17 protein-coding genes are annotated in these 19,747 nt (G+C 69.9%); 2 read left to right on the top strand and 15 right to left on the bottom strand.

Annotated elements, in window-relative coordinates:
• Positions 1–87 precede the first annotated feature (87 nt).
• Positions 88–1,218, top strand: coding sequence for a mechanosensitive ion channel family protein (locus PBV52_RS11795; protein ID WP_274238278.1), 1,131 nt, complete (start codon positions 88–90; stop codon positions 1,216–1,218).
• A 5-nt stretch (positions 1,219–1,223) separates the two neighbouring features.
• Here the strand turns inward: PBV52_RS11795 and PBV52_RS11800 are convergent, their stop codons facing one another.
• The 6 genes from PBV52_RS11800 to PBV52_RS11825 all read right to left on the bottom strand — a co-directional run bounded on the left by PBV52_RS11800 (position 1,224) and on the right by PBV52_RS11825 (position 7,211).
• A complete protein-coding gene (locus PBV52_RS11800) occupies positions 1,224–1,964 on the bottom strand; it encodes an SDR family NAD(P)-dependent oxidoreductase (protein ID WP_274238279.1) in 741 nt (246 codons plus the stop codon).
• Positions 1,965–2,025: 61 nt separating this feature from the next.
• Complete coding sequence (locus tag PBV52_RS11805) at positions 2,026–3,612, bottom strand: Na+/H+ antiporter (protein WP_274238280.1); 1,587 nt, start codon at positions 3,610–3,612, stop codon at positions 2,026–2,028.
• An 88-nt stretch (positions 3,613–3,700) separates the two neighbouring features.
• Entirely contained in the window at positions 3,701–4,117 is a 417-nt protein-coding gene (locus tag PBV52_RS11810) for a GNAT family N-acetyltransferase (RefSeq protein ID WP_274249359.1), read from the bottom strand.
• A 68-nt stretch (positions 4,118–4,185) separates the two neighbouring features.
• Positions 4,186–5,130, bottom strand: a complete 945-nt coding sequence (locus tag PBV52_RS11815) for an RluA family pseudouridine synthase (RefSeq protein ID WP_274238281.1) — start codon at positions 5,128–5,130, stop codon at positions 4,186–4,188.
• 43 nt (positions 5,131–5,173) lie between these two features.
• On the bottom strand, positions 5,174–5,770 hold the full coding sequence (gene lspA / locus PBV52_RS11820; protein ID WP_274238282.1) for a signal peptidase II: 597 nt from the start codon (positions 5,768–5,770) through the stop codon (positions 5,174–5,176).
• 70 nt (positions 5,771–5,840) lie between these two features.
• Positions 5,841–7,211: a TraR/DksA C4-type zinc finger protein gene (locus PBV52_RS11825; protein WP_274238283.1), complete on the bottom strand. Its 1,371-nt coding sequence runs from the start codon at positions 7,209–7,211 to the stop codon at positions 5,841–5,843.
• Positions 7,212–7,814: 603 nt separating this feature from the next.
• Here PBV52_RS11825 and ileS point away from each other — a divergent pair.
• Positions 7,815–10,961 carry an isoleucine--tRNA ligase gene (ileS, locus tag PBV52_RS11830; protein WP_274238284.1) on the top strand — a complete coding sequence of 1,049 codons (3,147 nt, stop codon included), beginning with the start codon at positions 7,815–7,817 and terminating at the stop codon, positions 10,959–10,961.
• A 210-nt stretch (positions 10,962–11,171) separates the two neighbouring features.
• On the opposite strand, the gene PBV52_RS11835 is transcribed toward ileS, so the two are convergent.
• The 9 genes from PBV52_RS11835 to ftsW all read right to left on the bottom strand — a co-directional run bounded on the left by PBV52_RS11835 (position 11,172) and on the right by ftsW (position 19,734).
• Complete coding sequence (locus PBV52_RS11835) at positions 11,172–12,308, bottom strand: DivIVA domain-containing protein (RefSeq protein ID WP_274238285.1); 1,137 nt, start codon at positions 12,306–12,308, stop codon at positions 11,172–11,174.
• Positions 12,309–12,363: 55 nt separating this feature from the next.
• Complete coding sequence (locus tag PBV52_RS11840; RefSeq protein ID WP_004001943.1) at positions 12,364–12,651, bottom strand: YggT family protein; 288 nt, start codon at positions 12,649–12,651, stop codon at positions 12,364–12,366.
• 59 nt (positions 12,652–12,710) lie between these two features.
• Positions 12,711–13,352, bottom strand: coding sequence for a cell division protein SepF (locus tag PBV52_RS11845; RefSeq protein WP_030049252.1), 642 nt, complete (start codon positions 13,350–13,352; stop codon positions 12,711–12,713).
• Between the two features lie 122 nt (positions 13,353–13,474).
• The gene (locus PBV52_RS11850; protein WP_274238286.1) at positions 13,475–14,194 is read right to left on the bottom strand and encodes a YggS family pyridoxal phosphate-dependent enzyme; all 720 of its coding nucleotides are present in this window, start codon (positions 14,192–14,194) and stop codon (positions 13,475–13,477) included.
• A gap of 6 nt (positions 14,195–14,200) precedes the next feature.
• Positions 14,201–14,929 carry a peptidoglycan editing factor PgeF gene (gene pgeF, locus PBV52_RS11855; RefSeq protein WP_274238287.1) on the bottom strand — a complete coding sequence of 243 codons (729 nt, stop codon included), beginning with the start codon at positions 14,927–14,929 and terminating at the stop codon, positions 14,201–14,203.
• A 10-nt stretch (positions 14,930–14,939) separates the two neighbouring features.
• Positions 14,940–16,157: a cell division protein FtsZ gene (gene ftsZ, locus PBV52_RS11860; RefSeq protein WP_274238288.1), complete on the bottom strand. Its 1,218-nt coding sequence runs from the start codon at positions 16,155–16,157 to the stop codon at positions 14,940–14,942.
• 290 nt (positions 16,158–16,447) lie between these two features.
• Complete coding sequence (locus PBV52_RS11865) at positions 16,448–17,248, bottom strand: cell division protein FtsQ/DivIB (protein WP_274238289.1); 801 nt, start codon at positions 17,246–17,248, stop codon at positions 16,448–16,450.
• 23 nt (positions 17,249–17,271) lie between these two features.
• Positions 17,272–18,366, bottom strand: coding sequence for an undecaprenyldiphospho-muramoylpentapeptide beta-N-acetylglucosaminyltransferase (gene murG, locus PBV52_RS11870; RefSeq protein WP_274238291.1), 1,095 nt, complete (start codon positions 18,364–18,366; stop codon positions 17,272–17,274).
• Between the two features lie 6 nt (positions 18,367–18,372).
• On the bottom strand, positions 18,373–19,734 hold the full coding sequence (gene ftsW, locus PBV52_RS11875; protein ID WP_274238293.1) for a putative lipid II flippase FtsW: 1,362 nt from the start codon (positions 19,732–19,734) through the stop codon (positions 18,373–18,375).
• Positions 19,735–19,747 lie beyond the last annotated feature (13 nt).

Consider the following 19,747-nt stretch of genomic DNA (forward strand, 5'->3'; position numbering starts at 1 on the left):
GGTGCCAGCCGGGTACGACAACGCCGTGACCACCGCCTCACCGGCGCACATGTTCATGACCCCCCTCGAGTGGTTACGTTCGGGGGCATGGAGAACATACTCCGACCGCTGATCGTGATCGGTGGCTCGGTCCTGCTCACCCTGATCATCGGGTGGGCCACCGACCGCCTGATGCGCAAGGCCGACGAACGGCACAGTGAGACCCCGCTGTGGGATCTGCTGCGCCGCGCCCGCGTCCCCTACCAGCTCGTCCTGTGCGCTGCCCTGCTCAGAGGGTCGTACGACGAGTCGCAGCTGCTGGAGGAGCACAAGGTCGCCGTCGGCCGGGTGCTGACGCTGGTGCTGATCGGGGCAGCGGCCTGGCTGGCGATCCGTATCGCGGCGGCGGTCGTGGAGACGACGTACAGCCGCTACGCCCGCGTGCACCGCGATCCGGCCCGGGTCCGGCGGGTGCGCACCCAGGTGACACTGATCATGCGCGTGGTGTCGGCGGTGGTCGGCGTGGTGGCGGTGGCGGCCATGCTGCTGACCTTCCCGGCGATGCGCGCGGCCGGCGCCTCACTGCTCGCCTCGGCCGGCATCCTCGGCATCGTCGCCGGTGTCGCGGCCCAGTCCACGCTGAGCAATATGTTCGCCGGGTTCCAGATCGCCTTCGGCGACATGGTGCGCCTGGGGGACACGGTGGTCGTGGACGGCGAGTGGGGGACCGTCGAGGAGATCACGCTGACGTTCCTGACCGTGCGGACCTGGGACGAGCGCCGGATCACGATGCCCGTGTCGTACTTCACCTCGAAGGCCTTCGAGAACTGGTCACGCGGCGGTGCCCAGATGACCGGCACCGTCTTCCTCCACCTCGACCACTCGGCACCGATGGAGAAGATGCGCGAGCGGCTCCGCGACATCCTGCGCGCCTGCCCGGCGTGGGACGGCCGCGACTACGGCCTGGTCGTCACGGACTCGACACCGAGCACCATGGAGGTGCGGGCCCTGGTCACGGCGAAGGACGCGGACGACCTGTGGACGGTACGGGTCACCGTGCGCGAGCAGCTCATCGGCTGGCTGGCCGAGGAGCACCCGTACGCGCTGCCGCGCGTCAACGCGACGGACGCGGCCCTGCCGCCCGGCTTCCCCGTCCCCGGCGCCGTGCCCGGCCGCATCCCGGCCCGCCGCACGCACCAGCACGACCACCAGCCGACGGCGCGACCTGACCGCCCCTGACCGGCTCAGTGCCCGCGCTCGGCCCCGCCGTTGACCTGGATGATCTGCGAGGTGACGTGCCCGGCGCCGTGGGACGCCAGCCAGTGCAGGGTCGCGGCGACGTCCCCCGGCGTACCGGCCCGCCCGGTCGAGGTCTCCGCGACGAGCCGCTCGCGCCGCTCCTCGTCCATCGCGTCGCCGAAGAACTCGGTGTCCTCGACATACCCGGGCGCGACCACGTTGACGGTGATCCCGCGCGGCCCCAACTGCCGGGCCAGATCATGGGCGTACGGATGCAGCGCGGCCTTCGACGCCGCGTACGCCCCGCTGCCGGACCCCCGGAAGGCGGCGATGGAGCTCAGGAACAGCACCCGCCCGCCGGGGTCGGCGAGCCGGTCCTTCAGGGCCTCGGTGAGGAGAGCCGCGGTCAGGGTGTTGAGGCCGAAGTTGAGGGTCCAGTTGTGCAGCACGACGTCGAGGGGCTCGTCGCTGTCCACCTGGGGCTCCAGATGGCCGGCGCCTCCGGCACTGTGGATCAGTACGTCCACGGTGCCGAGTTCCGATGCCACGAACCGCTCCACACCGCGCACGCCACGCGGCTTGCTCAGATCCGCCGCGTAGGTGAGCGCCCCGGGCACACCGGCCTGCTCCAGCACCTCGGCGCGCCGCCCGAGCAGGAGCACCTGATCCCCGTCCGCCGCGAACAGCTGCGCCGCCGCGAGCCCGATTCCTGTACCGCCACCACTGATGACAACGTTGCGAGCCATGATCCGACCCTACAAAGGGACGCGCGACATGCCTCGTCCGTTCACACGACTGCCGTGAAGATCACCGCAGACTGCGCACGTCCAAATGCCGCAGCACCCGGTCCACCACCTCGGGATCGGCCCCCGGCTCACTGCGCGCCGCCAGCACCTCGTGCCGCGCCGCACTCAGCAGCTCGCCCTGGATCCGCCGCACCCGCTTGAGCCGCCGCACCCGCTGCTGATGGGCCTCCCTGCGCTCCTCCTCCCCCATGTCCGGGCTGATCCGCACCCCGATCTCGAACGCCCGCCGCAGCATCTGCTCGGACAGCTCCTCCGGCAGGTCCTCGACGGCCTCGATCTCCCTCAGCCTCCGCTTCGCCGCCTTGGCGGCCCGCACCGCCAGCTGCTTCTCGAACTCCTTCTCCCGCTCGCTGTCGGCACGCACCCCGAGCCGCTTCACCAGCCACGGCAGGGTCAGTCCCTGCAGCACCAACGTCGCCATGATCACCCCGAACGCGATGAACACGATCTCGTCCCGGTCGGGAAAGGCGGCGCCCGCATCCGTCTCCAGCGGAACGGCCAGCGCCAGGGCGACCGAGGCGACGCCCCGCATCCCCGACCACCACATCACGATGGTCTCGCGCCAGCTGACCGGGATCTCCTCGTCGTAGTCCCGTTTCGCGTGCATCCGCTTGGTGAGCCAGGTGGCCGGCAGCAACCACAGCAGACGCACGATGACGACGACGCCGACCACCGCGGCCGCCCAGCCGAGCATCTCGGCCCAGCGCCCGGACGCGGTCCGCACCGCGATGTGCAGTTCGAGCCCGATCAGCCCGAACGCGACGCCGGTGACCAGCGTGTCGACGATGTCCCAGAAGGTGTGCCCGGCGAGCCGCGTCATCACGTCGTCGGCGTCGGTGGCGTACTCGGCGAGGAACAGGGCGGTGACGAGCACGGCGAGCACGCCGGAGCCGTGGAGTTCCTCGGCCAGCACGTACGAGGCGTACGGCACGAGCAGCGTGAGCCCGATCTGCAGGGTCGGGTCCCCCAGCAGATCCATCAGCTTGTTGGCGCCCCAGCCCAGGGCGAGTCCGATGGCCAGCGCCACCACGGCGGAGAGCACCAGATCCAGTCCGGCTTCCCACGGCGAGAAGCTGCCGCTCACGGCCGCCGCGATCGCCACGTGGTACAGCACGATGGCCGTCACGTCGTTGAAGAGCCCCTCGCCCTCCAGGATGGACACCAGCCGCCGTGGCAGCCCGAGTTGCCCGGCGACGGCGGTCGCCGCGACCGGATCGGGCGGCGCGACGAGCGCGCCCAGCGCCACGGCGGCGGCGAGCGGCAGCCCCGGCACGATCGCGTGGGCCACCGCGGCCACGCACACCGTGGTGACGAACACCAGCGCCACGGCCAGCAGAAGGATGGGCCGTACGTTCGCCGCGAACTGCCGCCACGAGGTCCGCCGTACGGCGGCGTACAGCAAAGGCGGCAACAGCAGCGGCAGGATCAGGTCGGGTGGAATGTCGACATTGGGCACGAAGTCGAGCAGCGCGAGCACGATCCCGAGCAGCGTCATCAGCACCGGCGCCGGCAACCCGACCCGGTCCCCCACCGGGACACTCACCACGGCCCCGAGCAACAGCACGAACAACAGGGCCAACTGATCCACGGCTAGCGCTCCGGTGACATCGACGTCCGCAAGGCAGACCTCAAGCCTGCCAGGCCGCCGTTCTCACCAGCGCATACGGGCCCCGCGGCTACAGAACGCGCCGCATCGCCCGGTGCGGTATCCCCGCGTCGGGGAACTCCGGCCCGTACGCCACGTACCCCAGCCGCTCGTAGAACCCCAGCGCATGCGTCTGCGCGTGCAGATCCACGGCCGCGAGCCCACGCGCGCGTGCCGCCTCCTCGAGGGCCCGCACCAGCGCGGCGCCGACGCCGAGCCCACGCGCCGCCTTGGTCACCGCGAGCCGCCCCAGCGACCCGACCGACGGGTCACCGTCGACCTTCGCCGCGGCCGCCTCCCCGTGCAGCAGGCGCCCGGTGCCGAGCGGCACCCCGTCCGCCCGCACGGCCAGCACATGCACGGCGACGGTGTCGTACGCGTCGTACTCCAGGTCCTCGGGAACGCCCTGCTCCCCGACGAAGACCTCCTTGCGCACCGCGAAGCACATCTCACGGTCGGCAGGGTCCTCGGCGACCCGCACCGCATACGACGTGGCCGGCGCCGACGACGGCGAACTCACGCGTACGTCTCCTCGCGGACCTGGTCCAGAGCCTTCTGCAGGTCGGCCGGGTAGTCGCACGCGAACTCCACCCACTGCCCGTCCCCGGGGTGCTCGAAGCCGAGGCGTACGGCGTGCAGCCACTGGCGGGTCAGGTGGAGCCGCTTGGCGAGCGTCGGGTCGGCGCCGTACGTCAGGTCGCCGACGCAGGGGTGCCGGTGGGCGGCCATGTGGACGCGGATCTGGTGGGTGCGGCCCGTCTCCAGCTTCACATCGAGCAGGGAGGCCGCGCGGAACGCCTCGATGAGGTCGTAGTGCGTGACGGACGGCTTGCCGTCGGCCGTGACCGCCCACTTGTAGTCGTGGTTGGGGTGGCGGCCGATGGGCGCGTCGATGGTGCCGCTGGTCGGGTCGGGGTGGCCCTGGACGAGCGTGTGGTACCGCTTGTCGACCGTGCGCTCCTTGAACTGGCGCTTGAGCGACGTGTACGCGTACTCGGACTTGGCGACGGCCATCAGCCCGGACGTGCCCACGTCGAGCCGGTGCACGATGCCCTGGCGCTCGGCGGCACCGGACGTGGAGATGCGATAGCCGGCCGCGGCCAGCCCGCCGATGACCGTCGGACCGCTCCAGCCCGGCGACGGGTGCGCGGCCACACCGACCGGCTTCACGATCACGACCACGTCATCGTCGTCGTGCACGATCTCCATGCCCTCGACCGGCTCGGCGACGACCTGCACCGGCGCGGGCGCCTGCGGCATCTCCACTTCGAGCCAGGCGCCACCGTGCACGCGCTCCGACTTACCGACCACCGATCCGTCGACCGTGACCTTCCCCGCGGCGGCGAGCTCGGCCGCCTTGGTCCGGGAGAAGCCGAACATGCGGGAGATGGCGGCGTCGACGCGCTCGCCCTCCAGGCCGTCGGGCACGGGCAGGGTACGGATCTCGGGAATCGTGCTCACCCGACGAGTATGCCGGACGGGTGAGACAGTCCCGAACGCGCGATCAGTCCTTGTGGACGGTCCCGTCCGGGTCCAGTCCCTTGAACGACAGCAGCACGATGAGGATGCCGCCGCACACGATCGCCGAGTCGGCCAGGTTGAACACGGCGAAGTGCTTGGGCGCGATGAAGTCCACGACCGCGCCCTCGAAGACGCCCGGCGAGCGGAAGATCCGGTCGGTGAGGTTGCCGAGCGCACCGCCGAGCAGCATGCCGAGCGCGATCGCCCAGGGCAGGCTGTACAGCTTGCGGGCGAGCCGGGCGATCACCACGATGACGGCCGCCGCGATCACCGTGAAGATCACGGTGAAGGCCTCGCCGAAACCGAAGGCCGCGCCCGCGTTGCGGATCGCCTCGAACTTCAGCCAGTCCCCGATGATCTCGATCGGCGGGTGGTGCTCCAGCTTGGCGACCACGATCATCTTGCTGACCAGGTCGAGGGCGTAGGCGAAGGCGGCAACCCCGAACAGCACGGCGATACGGCGCCCGCCCCGGGGCCGCTCGGCCGCGGCTTCCTTCGCGTTCTCGTCGGACTGCTCCGGCTCGGCTCCCGCCGCCTCTGGGGTATCCGGCGTACCGATGATGCGCTCCGCCTCTGCCACGTGAGTCCTTCAACCTAGGTACCTGACTGAGGACGAGAGTACGACACGTCCGGCGGCACCCGGATACCGGTCAGTACCGGCGTTCTTGCTTCTGTTTGCACTCCACGCACAGGGTCGCGCGCGGGAAGGCCTGCATGCGCGCCTTGCCGATCGGGTTGCCGCAGTTCTCGCACAGGCCGTAGGTGCCCGCGTCGAGCCGCTCCAGGGCCCGCTCGGTCTGCGTGAGCATCTCGCGCGCGTTGGCGGCGAGCGCCAGTTCGTGCTCGCGCGTGATGTTCTTGGCGCCGGTGTCCGCCTGGTCGTCGCCGGCCCCGTCCCCGGAGTCCCGCATCAGGCCGACCAGGGACTGCTCGGACGACGTGAGCTCGTCGCGCAGCCGCATCACCTCGCCCATCAGCTCGGCTCGGGCCTCCTCCACCTCCTCCGGGGTCCAGGGGTCCTCACCGGGGCGCACCGCGAGCTCGCCGGGCTCCACCGCCGCGGAGATGCGTGCCTTGGGAAGGGCGGTCTTGGCCGCCGTGGCCGTGCCAGGAGTCTTCTTCGCAACCACCGTCGTGGCTCCCGTCTGCTCCGCGGCCTGCGCCGCGCCCACCTTCTTGGCCCTGCTCTCGGCGACCACACTCTTCCCAGCCGCCCGCTCCGCAACCGCCTTCTTCCCGGCCGCGGCCCTCTTGGACGTGGTGCTCGTCCCGGACGTGCTGCCCGTCCTGGGCGCGCTCCTCTTGGCAGCGCCCGTCTCGGAGACGCCCTTCGCCACAGCACCGCCCTCCCCCACACCGACGCCCTTCTCCCCGGCCGCCTTCTCTCCGGCCGTTTCCTTCCCCGCTGATTCCTTCCCGACGGCCACCTTCACGGCCACCTTCTTGGCCGCACCTTCCTTGGCCACGGCCCTCTTGGCCGCGCTTTCCTTCGGCGCCGTCTTCTTGGCCGCGCTTTCCTTGGGCGCCGCCTTCTTCGCGCCCGCCTTTTCCACCGCCGCCTCTTGGGCCGCCGTAGCCTTGGCGCCCTTGGCTCCCTTGCCCCCGGACAGGGCCTTCTTGGACACCGCCTTCTTGGCCGTGCCCTTCTCGGCCGTGGCTTTCTCAGCCGTGGCCTTCTCAGCCGTGGCTTTCGCGGTCGCGCCTTTCTTTCTGGCAGCCTTCCTGGCGGCCGCTTTAGAACCCGCCTTCTTCTCGGCCGTCTCCTCCGCCTCGCCCCCGACAGGCCCCCGCACCCTCTTCACCGGCTTCCCGCCCGGCACCCCCGCGGCAGAACCTCCCTGTGCCCCCGTGGCACTTCCCCGCGCGCTCTTCTTCCCGCCCACATCCTTGGCCGTACCGCCGGAGGCATTGGCCGCACCGGAGACACCGGCACCGCCAGAGGCGCCCGTGCCGCCGGAGGCACTCGCATGTGTGGATCTGCCCGACGCCGACTGCTGTACGGCGGTCTTCTTCGCCACCATGCCGCGGCCCCTTCACATATTGTGATCTTGCTCGCGAATCGTGCTGGGACGATAAATCGACTTGAGTCCCGCGGCAACGGGGCACACCGCCCGATTCGCCCGCCTCGCGCATGCCGCGCGGCAGACCTGCATGCGTTGTGCCCAGCTCCCCGCCGGGTATGCAATCGAGCCGACCGTCCCAGAATCCGAACACGCGTACCGATCCATTCGAGTCATCCCGGCCGGTACGGCACCCCCGCCCCCGCGCCCCGAAAATCCGGTCGGCCGCTGTCGGCGCGGCGCCGTACACTGGGCGGAGCGAAAAGCGTGGATGGGGACGAGTAGCGACGTACGCAGCCCAGAGCGACCCGGGGACGGTGGAAGCCCGGGGGCGAGCGCGACGCGAAGATCACCCCGGAGCCGCCGGAAGAAAGCCGCAGCCGAACAGCAGCGGCCGGTAGAACCGGCATCGCGACCCCAATGAGGGGGCTCACCGAGGCACACCATGCGTCGGAGGGCCAAGGAGGGTGGTACCGCGGGAGCGCGCCGAAACCGGCGTACGGAAAGACACAGCTCTCGTCCCTCCGGACGGAAGGCAGCAAGTCCGCCGGAGGAAGCTCGCTGATGACAACGCCGACGTACCGCCAGGTACCCGCCCAGGTAGACCTGCCCGCGCTAGAGCACGCCGTGCTCGACTTCTGGCGCGAGCAGAAGATCTTCGCCAAGAGCCTGGAGCAGTCCGAGGGCCGCCCCGAGTGGGTGTTCTACGAGGGCCCGCCCACCGCCAACGGCATGCCCGGCGCCCACCACATCGAGGCCCGCGTCTTCAAGGACGTCTTCCCCCGCTTCCGCACCATGCGCGGCTACCACGTCGCCCGCAAGGCCGGCTGGGACTGCCACGGCCTCCCGGTGGAGCTGGCGGTCGAGAAGGAGCTCGGCTTCAGCGGCAAGAAGGACATCGAGGCGTACGGCATCGCCGAGTTCAACGCCAAGTGCCGTGAGTCCGTGCTGCGCCACACCGACGCCTTCTCCCAGCTGACGACCCGCATGGGCTACTGGGTCGACCTCGACGAGGCGTACGTCACGATGGACCCCGAGTACATCGAGTCCGTCTGGTGGTCGCTCAAGGAGATCTTCGACAAGGACCTGCTGGTCCAGGACCACCGCGTCGCCCCCTGGTGCCCGCGCTGCGGCACCGGCCTGTCCGACCACGAGCTGGCGCAGGGCTACGAGACGGTCGTCGACCCCTCGGTGTACGTCCGCTTCCCGCTCACCTCCGGTCCGCTCGCCGGCGAGGCCGCACTCCTGGTGTGGACGACGACGCCCTGGACCCTCGTCTCCAACACGGCCGTGGCCGCGCACCCCGAGGTCACCTACGTCGTCGCGACGAAGGGCCCAGAAGGCACAGAGAAACTCGTCGTCGCCGAGCCGCTCCTCGCCAAGGCCCTCGGCGAGGGCTGGGAGACCACCGGCCAGACCTTCACCGGCGCCGAGATGGAGCGCTGGACGTATCAGCGCCCGTTCGAGCTGGTCGAGTTCCCGGCGCCCGCCCACTACGTGGTGAACGCCGAGTACGTCACGACCGAGGACGGTACGGGTCTGGTCCACCAGTCCCCCGCCTTCGGTGAGGACGACCTCAAGGTCTGTCGCGCGTACGGCCTGCCCGTCGTGAACCCCGTCCGCCCGGACGGCACCTTCGCCGAGGACGTCCCCCTGGTCGGCGGCGTCTTCTTCAAGAAGGCGGACGAAAAGCTCACCGAGAACCTCCAGCAGCGCGGTCTGCTCTTCAGGCACATCCCGTACGAGCACAGCTACCCGCACTGCTGGCGCTGCCACACCGCGCTCCTCTACTACGCGCAGCCGTCCTGGTACATCCGCACCACCGCCGTCAAGGACCGCCTCCTCCAGGAGAACGAGAAGACCAACTGGTTCCCGGAGACGGTGAAGCACGGCCGCTTCGGCGACTGGCTGCAGAACAACATCGACTGGGCGCTGTCCCGCAACCGCTACTGGGGCACCCCGCTGCCGATCTGGCGCTGCGAGGACGACCACCTCACCTGCGTCGGCTCCCGCGCGCAGCTCACCGAGCTGACCGGCACCGACCAGTCGAACCTGGACCCGCACCGCCCGTACATCGACGACATCACCTTCGCGTGCCCCCAGTGCGAGAAGACGGCCACGCGCGTGCCCGAGGTCATCGACGCCTGGTACGACTCGGGCTCGATGCCGTTCGCGCAGTGGGGCTACCCGCACAAGAACAAGGAGCTCTTCGAGAGCCGCTACCCGGCGCAGTTCATCAGCGAGGCCATCGACCAGACCCGCGGCTGGTTCTACACACTGATGGCGGTCGGCACGCTGGTCTTCGACAAGTCGTCGTACGAGAACGTCGTGTGCCTCGGCCACATCCTCGCCGAGGACGGCCGCAAGATGTCCAAGCACCTGGGCAACACCCTGGAGCCGATCCCGTTGATGGACCGGCACGGCGCGGACGCGGTGCGCTGGTTCATGGCGGCCGGCGGCTCCCCGTGGGCGGCACGCCGCGTGGGCCACGGCACGATCCAGGAGGTGGTGCGCAAGACCCTCCTCACCTACTGGAACACGGTCGCCTTCCAGGCCCTGTACGCCCGTACGTCGAACTGGGCGCCGTCCGAGGCCGACCCGGCCCCGGCCGACCGCCCGGTCCTGGACCGCTGGCTGCTGTCCGAACTGCACGCGCTGACCGACCAGGTGACCCAGTCCCTGGAGGCGTACGACACCCAGCGCGCCGGCAAGCTGCTCTCGGCGTTCGTCGACGACCTGTCGAACTGGTACGTCCGCCGCTCCCGTCGCCGCTTCTGGCAGGGCGACAAGGCCGCGCTGCGCACGCTGCACGAGGTCGTCGAGACGGTCACGAAGCTGATGGCCCCGCTGACCCCGTTCATCACCGAGCGGGTCTGGCAGGACCTGGTCGCGCCGGTCACCCCGGGCGCCCCGGAGTCGGTCCACCTGTCGTCCTGGCCTGAGGCGGACCTGTCGGCGATCGACCCGGAGCTGTCGAAGCAGATGGTCCTGGTCCGCAGGCTGGTCGAGCTGGGCCGCGCCACGCGCGCGGAGTCGGGCGTGAAGACCCGTCAGCCACTGCGGCGCGCGCTGGTGGCCGCGACCGGCTTCGAGGCGCTCAACCCCGAGCTGCACGCGCAGATCACGGAGGAGCTGAACGTCGAGTCCCTGGCGTCGCTGTCCGAGGTGGGCGGCAGCCTGGTCGACACCACCGCCAAGGCCAACTTCCGCGCCCTGGGCAAGCGGTTCGGCAAGCGTGTCCAGGATGTGGCGAAGGCCGTCGCGAACGCGGACGCGGCCGCGCTGTCCCTGGCCCTGCGCGAGGGCACGGCGTCGGTCGAGGTCGACGGCGAGACGGTCACTCTCGCTCCGGACGAGGTGATCATCACGGAGACCCCGCGCGAGGGCTGGTCGGTGGCGTCCGACTCGGGTGCGACGGTCGCGCTGGACCTGGAGATCACGGAGGAGCTGCGCCGCGCGGGCCTGGCCCGTGACGCGATCCGCCTGATCCAGGAGGCCCGCAAGAACAGCGGCCTGGACGTGGCCGACCGCATCGCCCTGCGCTGGACGGCGACGGACACGGCGACGGTCGCGGCGCTGGGCGAGCATGCCGAACTCATCGCCGACGAGGTCCTGGCGACGGACTTCGCCCAGGGCGACGCGGACGACACCTACGGCTCCCCGTTCACGGACGAGGGCCTGACCCTGACGTTCCGCCTGCGCAAGGCGTAGCGAGGCTCGGCCGAACATCCGAAGGCCCGGGACCGCCAAAGAATCTTGGTGGTCCCGGGCCTTCGGCGTTGTGTACGTCGGACACCGCACCCGACCCCCGAACAAACGCCGCAAACTCCGTGAACACGCGTAGCAAAAGGGCGGGGCCCCGGATCGAAATCCGGGGCCCCGCCCTGAACGCTGCCGACGCCTACGGCGTACTACCAACCGTCAGTTGTCGTCCTCGTCGATGAGGAACCCGCGCATAGGCGACGGAGCCTGGCCCATCGGACCGGGACCCTGCGGCCGGACCGGAGCCATGGGCTGGGTCATCGCCGGGGACATCTGCTGCTGACCGCCGTAGGACGGAGCAGCCGGAGACGGGGCGCCGCCCATCGTCTGGTTGCCGCCGTAGGACGGGGCACTCGCGCCGGCCGGTGCCATGGAAGGCGCCGGGGACGGCGGGAGGGACGCCGCGGCCGGGGTGCGCGGAGGGGCGAGCGAGTCGTCCGACTGGGTCTCCAGCTGGCGCAGCTGGGACTCGAGGTAGGACTTCAGCCGCGTGCGGTACTCGCGCTCGAAGCCGCGCAGGTCCTCGACCTTGCGCTCCAGCGTGGCGCGGGCGGACTCCAGGGAGCCCATCGCGACGCGGTGCTTCTCCTGCGCGTCCCGCTCCAGGGCGTCAGCCTTGGCACGGGCGTCACGCTCGAGACCCTCGGCACGCGAACGCGCCTCGCCGACGATCTTGTTGGCCTCGGAACGAGCTTCGGCGATCGCCTGGTCGGCGGTCTGCTGGGCCAGCGAGAGGACACGGGCGGCGCTGTCGCCACCGGGGCCACCCTGACCCGGGCCGCCCATGGGGCCGGGGCCACCCATAGGACCGCCCATCGGGCCACCCATCTGCTGCTGCATCGGGGGCTGGCCCATCGGCCCCGGACCCTGGCCCATCGGACCGGGACCCTGCGGGCCACCCTGACCGCCGGGACCGGCGGGCAGCTGCGGAGCACCGCTGGGCAGCTGGGGCGGGCCTCCCATGGGGCCACCCATCTGCTGCTGCGGCGGGCCCGATATGCCGGCGGGTACAGGAGCGCCGGGACCGCGCATGCCCTGCTGAGGCATGCCGCCCTGCTGCTGGTCCTGCGGGCCGCCGGGACCCTCCGGGGGCTTGCGCATGTTCTGCTGGTTCTGAGCAGCAGCGCGCGTGGCCGCGGCCAGCTTGGCGCGCAGGTCCTCGTTCTCGCGGAGCAGGCGCGTCAGTTCGGCTTCGACCTCATCGAGGAAGGCATCGACCTCGTCCTCGTCATAGCCTTCTCGGAGGCGGACGGTCGTGAACTGCTTGTTCCGCACGTCCTCGGGGGTCAACGGCATCTCTTCACCTCAACGTAGTGGTCGGCAGTCGGCAAGACCGTATCTGTCACATCGCTCACATCGCGCTCCGCACGAGCGTGATCAGGATGTAGACGATGATCATCAGAACGAAGAAGGACAGGTCGAGCGCCACGCCCCCGAGACGCAGCGGCGGGATGACCCGCCGCAGAAGCTTGAGCGGTGGATCAGTGACAGTGTAGGTGGCCTCCAGAACGACCACCATCGCCTTGCCGGGTTGCCACGAGCGGGCGAACTGGAAGACGTAGTCCATGACCAACCGGAAGATGAGCACGATGAGGAAGACCATCAGCGCGATGTAAAGAACCTGCAAGACCACGCTCATGACTGGTGCTTCCCTCTCCCCTGTTCCCTGTTCCGTGCGGTTGTTCCCGGTGGTGCGTCTCAGCTCTGGTTGAAGAACCCGCCCTCTGCGATACGGGCCTTGTCCTCCGCCGTGACATCGACGTTAGCAGGCGACAACAGGAACACCTTCTGCGTCACCCGCTCGATGCTGCCGTGAAGACCAAACACCAAACCGGCCGCAAAGTCGACAAGTCGCTTGGCGTCTGTGTCATCCATCTCAGTCAGATTCATGATCACCGGGGTGCCTTCACGGAAGTGTTCCCCGATGGTACGGGCCTCGTTGTAGGTCCGCGGGTGAAGCGTGGTGATCCGGTAAGGCTCTCGTTCCGATACGACCTTGGGCATGATCACCGGTGCGTTCTTCTCCAGGCTTGCGCGTTCTTGTGTGATGGACGCCACGGGCGCGATACGCGCCGGACGGCCGGATTCCGCGGGTAGCGAAGTTGATCGGGCCACGGGTTCACGCGGCGCGGGCGGCTGTACGATTCGCACCTCTTCGTCCCTTTGGGACTGATGTGCACTGTGCGACTGGTGCGACGGCTCGTGCCGTCGGTGGTCCCGCTCGGGCTCCGGGTCCAGTTCGGGCTCGAAGTCGTCGTCGGGGTCGAACCCCCGGCCGTCGTACCCATCGTCCTCCACGAGGCCGAGGTAGACCGCCATCTTGCGCATCGCGCCGGCCATGCTCTGAGTCCTCCGCTCTGTGGTGGATCGACTGCCAAGTGCCCGCGATCCACGCGGTCGTTACGCCCGCCTTCCGGCGACATTGACCATATTTTCTGCTGTGGTCCGACTTCCTGGCGACGTTACCCGAGCCTGGGGCGGACTCCGAGTACCGCAGTGCCGACGCGTACATGTGTCGCACCGGCCGCCACGGCCTCTTCGAGATCCGCACTCATCCCTGCCGACACCATGTTCGCAGCCGGATGGGCCCGGCGCAGGTCGGTCGACAAATCCATCAACCGCTCGAACGCCGCCTGTTGGAGCCCCGCGTACTCCCCGGTGAGCGGGGCGACGGTCATGAGTCCGTCGAGCCGCAGCCCCGGAGCCTTCGCGACGAGGTCGGCCAATTCTTCGATACCGCCGGGCGCCACACCACCCCTCTCGCCCCGCTCGCGCTCCCCCGCGTCCAGCGCGACCTGGATGAGGCAGCCCACTTCGCGCTCCTGCCGTACGGCCTCCTTCGACAGGCCCGTCACCAGCTTGGAACGATCGACGGACTGCACGAGATCCGCGTAACCGACCACAGACCGCACTTTGTTGGTCTGCAACTGGCCGACAAAATGCCACGCAAGGGGCAGATCCGAGCATTCGGCGGCCTTCGGTGCCGCGTCCTGATCACGGTTCTCGGCGACGTGGCGCACACCGAGTTCCGACAGGATCCGCACATCGCTCGCCGGGTAGGTCTTGGTGACCACGATCAGGGTCACTTCCTCGCGGCCGCGCCCGGCGGCCGCGCAGGCGGCGGCGATGCGGTCCTCCACCTTCGCCAGGTTTGCGGCGAGTTCGTCCTTACGGTCCGTCATGTCCATTCAGTCCAGCCACACATAGCCCGCGAGCCGACCGGTGGTGCGGTCGCGGCGGTACGAGAAGTGGTCGTCCGACTCCCGCGTGCACACCGGTGAGTGCTCCCGGTCCTGCACGCCGCGCCGTGCGAGCTGCGCGTGCACCCCGGCGGCCACATCGACCGCCGGCGTGCCCCAACTCGTCTCGGCGTGCGCCGCCGGCTCCACGGCGGCCACCTCGGCGCGCATCGCTTCCGGCACTTCGTAGCACCGGCCGCAGACGGCGGGGCCGGTGCGGGCGACGATCCGGGCGGGGTCGGCGCCCAGTTCCGTCATCGCGCGTAGCGCTGCCGGGACGACCCCGGCGACCATGCCGGGCCGCCCCGCGTGGGCCGCGGCGACGACCCCGGCGACCGGGTCGGCCAACAGGACCGGCACGCAGTCGGCCGTGAGGACGGCGAGGGCAAGACCCCGCCGCGCCGTGACGATCGCGTCGACGCCGGGCACCGGACGATCACGCCATGGCCCGTCGACCACCGCGACGTCCGTCCCGTGCACCTGGTTCATCCAGACGACCTCACCCGGGTCGAGCCCGAGCGACTTGGCGGCGAGCTCGCGATTGGTCAGTACGGCGTCGCCGTCGTCTCCGACCGCCCCGCCGAGATTGAGCTCCTCATACGGAGCGGCGCTCACCCCGCCCCACCGGTCGGTGAAGGCGAAGTGCGCGCCGCTCACGATGTCGCGCTGTGCTATCACGTCAGAAGGATCACTTAAGGAAGTCCGGGACGTCCAGCTCTTCCGCCGCGCTGTCGGCGTAGGTCCGCGACGGCGGGACCGGCGGGGAGACCGGGATGTCGGCCACCGGGTCCGGTGCGGCGGGCTCGGGCTCCTCCTTCGGCGTGACGCTGCCGAGCGAGCCGAAGGACGGGCGGCTCTCGGTCTGCCGTACCGGAGTGGGCTCCTCGCGGCGGGGCGAGGACGAGGTCGAGGAGGAGGACGACGTCGAGCCGAGGACGTTGTCCCGCCGGGCCGGCGGCTGACCCCCGTCGAAGCCTGCCGCGATCACGGTGACCCGGACCTCGTCGCCGAGGGCGTCGTCGATGACCGCGCCGAAGATGATGTTGGCCTCGGGGTGGGCGGCCTCGCTGACCAGCTGGGCCGCTTCATTGATCTCGAACAGGCCGAGGTCCGAGCCGCCGGAGATGGAGAGCAGCACGCCCCGGGCGCCGTCGATGGACGCCTCGAGGAGCGGCGAGGAGATCGCCATCTCGGCCGCGGCCACCGCGCGGTCGTCGCCGCGGGCCGAGCCGATGCCCATGAGGGCCGAACCGGCCTCGGACATGACCGACTTGACGTCGGCGAAGTCGAGGTTGATCAGACCCGGCGTGGTGATGAGGTCGGTGATGCCCTGGACACCGGAGAGCAGGACCTGGTCGGCCGACTTGAAGGCGTCGAGCACCGAGACCTGGCGGTCCGAGATGGACAGCAGCCGGTCGTTCGGGATGACGATGAGGGTGTCGACCTCTTCGCGGAGTTCGGCGATGCCGTCCTCGGCCTGGTTGGCGCGGCGCCGTCCCTCGAAGGTGAACGGGCGCGTGACCACGCCGATGGTGAGGGCGCCCAGATTGCGGGCGATGTTGGCCACGACGGGCGCGCCGCCGGTGCCGGTGCCGCCGCCTTCACCGGCCGTCACGAAGACCATGTCGGCCCCCTTGAGGACCTCTTCGATCTCCTCGCGGTGGTCCTCGGCGGCCTTGCGGCCGACGGCCGGGTTGGCTCCGGCGCCGAGTCCGCGGGTGAGTTCACGGCCTACGTCGAGCTTGACGTCGGCGTCGCTCATCAACAGAGCTTGCGCGTCGGTGTTGATGGCGATGAACTCGACGCCCTTGAGACCGACCTCGATCATCCGGTTGATGGCATTGACACCACCGCCGCCGACACCGATGACTTTGATGACTGCGAGGTAGTTCTGCGGTGCTGCCACGTCGAAGGCCTCTCGCCTCGAGTTACGGGTCGTCGGATCACGGGGAAGCGCTGTGCTCCGCGAAACCCGGCGACTGATGCCGAATGGGACGGTCCGTAGCGCCGACCCGAACCCTAACCCTGAAGTTTAGGGTTACCAGTGTGTCTGTTCCTTGAAGTCTTCTGAACAGGACACTAAGTCGACAAGTGGCGCACGTTCAACGAACACGCCGAACCTCCCGTTTTTCTTTTCACCCTATGTGATCAGCCATGTCGCTGCCCAACCAGGGTGCTGGCCTGCGCAGATGTGCGTCAACTCGCTGATGACGCAGGGGCGGTGGGAACACTGACGTCGAAGTACCGCGCATCCGGCGAGGCTTTCATGAGAGCGGTGAGTGTGCGAGCCTTCGCGGCACCGTTCTCGCCACTCCCCCACGCGACGGTCCGGCCGTCGCCCAACTCCAGTGAGATGTCGTCGTAGGAACGGACCTTGACGACCGGGGTGACACGCGCGACGGCGGCCGGAATGGCGTCGGCGACCCGCACCGCCTCCCGCACCAGACGGTCCTCTCCGAAGCGGCGCAGGCTCGCGGCGGCGGAGCTCGACCGGGACACCGTCAATTCCAGTGCGGGAACGCCTTTCGGGGCCTCAGAAACCGTGGCGAATCGGACACCTTCATCGTCCACTTCGACGAACTTTCCGCCCCTTTGGACAATCAGAACCGGAGTACGCTCCACCACTTTCAGGCCGATTCCATGCGGCCAGGAGCGGACTACGTCAACCGCGTCAATTCGGGGCAATTTCCGACGCAGCCGTGCCTCAATCGCATCGGTGTCGACGGAAATCAGCGGCGCCCCGACGGGAACGTCGGCCGCCTCGAGGACCTGTGCGGGCGTCAGGACCCGGGTCCCGGAGACGGATACGCGCTCGACGCGCAGCCACTTGGAGCCGTACAGCAGCCACACCGAGCCCGCGCCGAGAAGCGTGAGCACGATGGCAAGAATGATGATCGTACGAAGGCGGGGGCGCCGCGGCCTCAACCGCCGGACGAGGGGCGGGTCGGACGACTCCTGCTGGCGTTCACCGCGCTCGGCGGTCGTCTGTCCGGCCACGCTCCCTGCCCTCCGTCATACGGTTACTGGCGGCGGTGCGAGGCGATCGCCTCGTACACCATGCCGACGAGCAGGTCGTCGGCGTCCCGGCGGCCGAACTCGCTTGCGGCGCGGGACATCTCGTACAGCCGGTGCGGGTCGGCGAGCACGGGCAGGACGTTCTGCTGCACCCACTCGGGCGTCAGTTCCGCGTCGTCGACCAGCAGTCCGCCGCCTGCCTTGACCACCGGCTGGGCGTTCAGCCGCTGTTCGCCGTTGCCGATGGGCAGCGGGACGTAGGCGGCCGGGAGCCCGACGGCGGAGAGTTCGGCGACGGTCATCGCGCCCGCGCGGCAGAGCATCATGTCGGCCGCGGCGTACGCGAGGTCCATCCGGTCCAGGTAACTTACCGGGATGTAGGGGGGCATCCCCGGCATCTGCTGCACCTGCGGCAGTTCGTTCTTCGGGCCGACCGCGTGCAGGATCTGGATGCCGGCCTGCTGGAGCCAGGGCGCGACCTGCTGGACGACCTCGTTGAGGCGGCGGGCGCCCTGCGAGCCGCCGGAGACCAGCAGCGTGGGCAGGTTCGGGTCGAGCCCGAACGCGGCGCGGGCCTCGGGGCGTACCGCGGCCCGGTCGAGGGTGGCGACGGACCGGCGCAGCGGGATGCCGATGTAGCGCGAGTTGCGCAGCTTGCTGTCCGGGGTGGAGACGGCGACCTGGGCGGCGTACCGCGAACCGATCTTGTTGGCGAGGCCCGGGCGGGCGTTGGCCTCGTGGATGACGATCGGCACGCCGAGGCGCTTGGCTGCGAGGTAGCCGGGCAGGGCGACATAGCCGCCGAATCCGACGACGCAGTCCGCCTTCGTGCGCTCCAGGATCTGCTCGGTCGCCTTGATCGTGCCGCGCAGCCGGCCCGGGACGGTGATCAGCTCGGGCGTCGGCTTGCGCGGCAGCGGCACGGCGGGGATCAGCGCGAGCTCATAGCCCCGCTGCGGAACGAGCGTGGTCTCCAGGCCCCGCTCCGTGCCCAGGGCCGTGATCCCCACGGTCGGGTCCTGCCTGCGCAGGGCGTCCGCGAGGGCGAGCGCGGGCTCGATGTGGCCGGCGGTCCCCCCGCCGGCGAGTACGACATGCACCGAAATTCACCGCTCTCCGGACGAGCGCGCCGCCGAGGCACGCCGTCGCATCGTGTTCCATCTCCGAGGCTCCCGGCCGCGGCCGGCACCTCCCGCACGCTTTCTACCAAAGCGGGGTTGCCGCGCAGAAAGCGCTGCCCGCGCAGCGGGCTCGTCGCGTGCGAAGGCGATCAGCAGCCCGATGGCGAACATGGTCGGCAGCAAGGCGGATCCCCCGTAGGAGAACAGCGGGAGGGGGACGCCGGCGATCGGCAGCAGGCCAAGCACCGCACCGATGTTGATCACGGCTTGCGCGGTGATCCAGGTGGTCACACCTCCCGCGGCATACCTCACGAAGGGGTCCTCCGTGCGTCCGGCCACGCGGATACCCGCATAGCCTAGAGCCGCGAAGAGGGCGAGCACCGACACCGTCCCCGCCAAGCCCAGTTCCTCACCGGTGACGGCGAAGATGAAGTCCGTGTGGGCTTCGGGGAGTTGCCCCCATTTCTCCATACTCGCACCCAGTCCGGAGCCGAAGATTCCGCCGGAAGCGAGCGCATAGATGCCGTGCACCGCCTGCCAGCAGTCGACGAGGCCGCTGCGCGGCTCGGTGGCGCCGAGGCACTGCAGGCGGGCCATGCGGTTCTCGCTGCTCTTGATGAGGATCACGCCGATCGCGGCGGCGACCGACAGCACCCCCACGAACAGCCGGGTCGGCGCCCCCGCCAGCCACAGCAGGCCGAACAGGATCGCCGACAGGATGATCGCCGTCCCCATGTCGCCGCCGAGCATGATCAGCCCGAGCAGCATGAAGGCGACCGGCACGAGCGGCACGAGCATGTGCTTCCACTGCGTCAGCAGCTTCTTGTCCTGCTTGCGCGCGATCAGGTCGGCGCCCCACAGCACCAGCGCGAGCTTGCCGAACTCGCTGGGCTGGATCTGGAAGGAGCCGCCGAGGGCGATCCAGTTCTGGTTGCCGTTGACCGCGACTCCTATCCCGGGCACCTGCACCAGAGCCATCAGGAAGACGGCACCGGCGAGGATCGGATAGGCGAGCGCCCGGTGCAGCTTCACGGGCATCCGGGAGGCGGCGAACAGCAGCCCGGCGCCGATCACGGCGGCCAGCAGCTGCTTGCGGAAGAAGTACGACCCGGGCAGCGACATCTGCAGCGCGGTGATCTGGGAGGCCGAGTAGACCATCACCAGACCGAGCACGGTGATCAGCAGGCTGCCGCCGAGGATCAGGTAGTACGCGGTCAGCGGCCGGTCCCAGGCCCGGTGCAGGCGCGTGTAGAGCCGCCGTACGGCGTTGTCGCGCGGCGGCCCGGGAGCGACGGGGCGCCGAACCGCCCGCTGGACGGGGGGTCGTCCCGTACGGCTACCGGGCATCGGCGCTCACCGC

Source organism: Streptomyces sp. T12 (assembly GCF_028736035.1).
Taxonomy (GTDB): Bacteria; Actinomycetota; Actinomycetes; order Streptomycetales; family Streptomycetaceae; genus Streptomyces.

What these genes read in the sequence shown, in the direction of transcription:
- PBV52_RS11795 (WP_274238278.1), top strand. Translation starts at nt 88, where the DNA reads ATGGAGAACATACTCCGACCGCTGATCGTGATCGGTGGCTCGGTCCTG.
- PBV52_RS11800 (WP_274238279.1), bottom strand. Translation starts at nt 1,964, where the DNA reads ATGGCTCGCAACGTTGTCATCAGTGGTGGCGGTACAGGAATCGGGCTC.
- PBV52_RS11810 (WP_274249359.1), bottom strand. Translation starts at nt 4,117, where the DNA reads ATGTGCTTCGCGGTGCGCAAGGAGGTCTTCGTCGGGGAGCAGGGCGTT.
- PBV52_RS11825 (WP_274238283.1), bottom strand. Translation starts at nt 7,211, where the DNA reads ATGGTGGCGAAGAAGACCGCCGTACAGCAGTCGGCGTCGGGCAGATCC.
- ileS (WP_274238284.1), top strand. Translation starts at nt 7,815, where the DNA reads ATGACAACGCCGACGTACCGCCAGGTACCCGCCCAGGTAGACCTGCCC.
- PBV52_RS11835 (WP_274238285.1), bottom strand. Translation starts at nt 12,308, where the DNA reads ATGCCGTTGACCCCCGAGGACGTGCGGAACAAGCAGTTCACGACCGTC.
- PBV52_RS11840 (WP_004001943.1), bottom strand. Translation starts at nt 12,651, where the DNA reads ATGAGCGTGGTCTTGCAGGTTCTTTACATCGCGCTGATGGTCTTCCTC.
- PBV52_RS11845 (WP_030049252.1), bottom strand. Translation starts at nt 13,352, where the DNA reads ATGGCCGGCGCGATGCGCAAGATGGCGGTCTACCTCGGCCTCGTGGAG.
- PBV52_RS11850 (WP_274238286.1), bottom strand. Translation starts at nt 14,194, where the DNA reads ATGACGGACCGTAAGGACGAACTCGCCGCAAACCTGGCGAAGGTGGAG.
- ftsW (WP_274238293.1), bottom strand. Translation starts at nt 19,734, where the DNA reads ATGCCCGGTAGCCGTACGGGACGACCCCCCGTCCAGCGGGCGGTTCGG.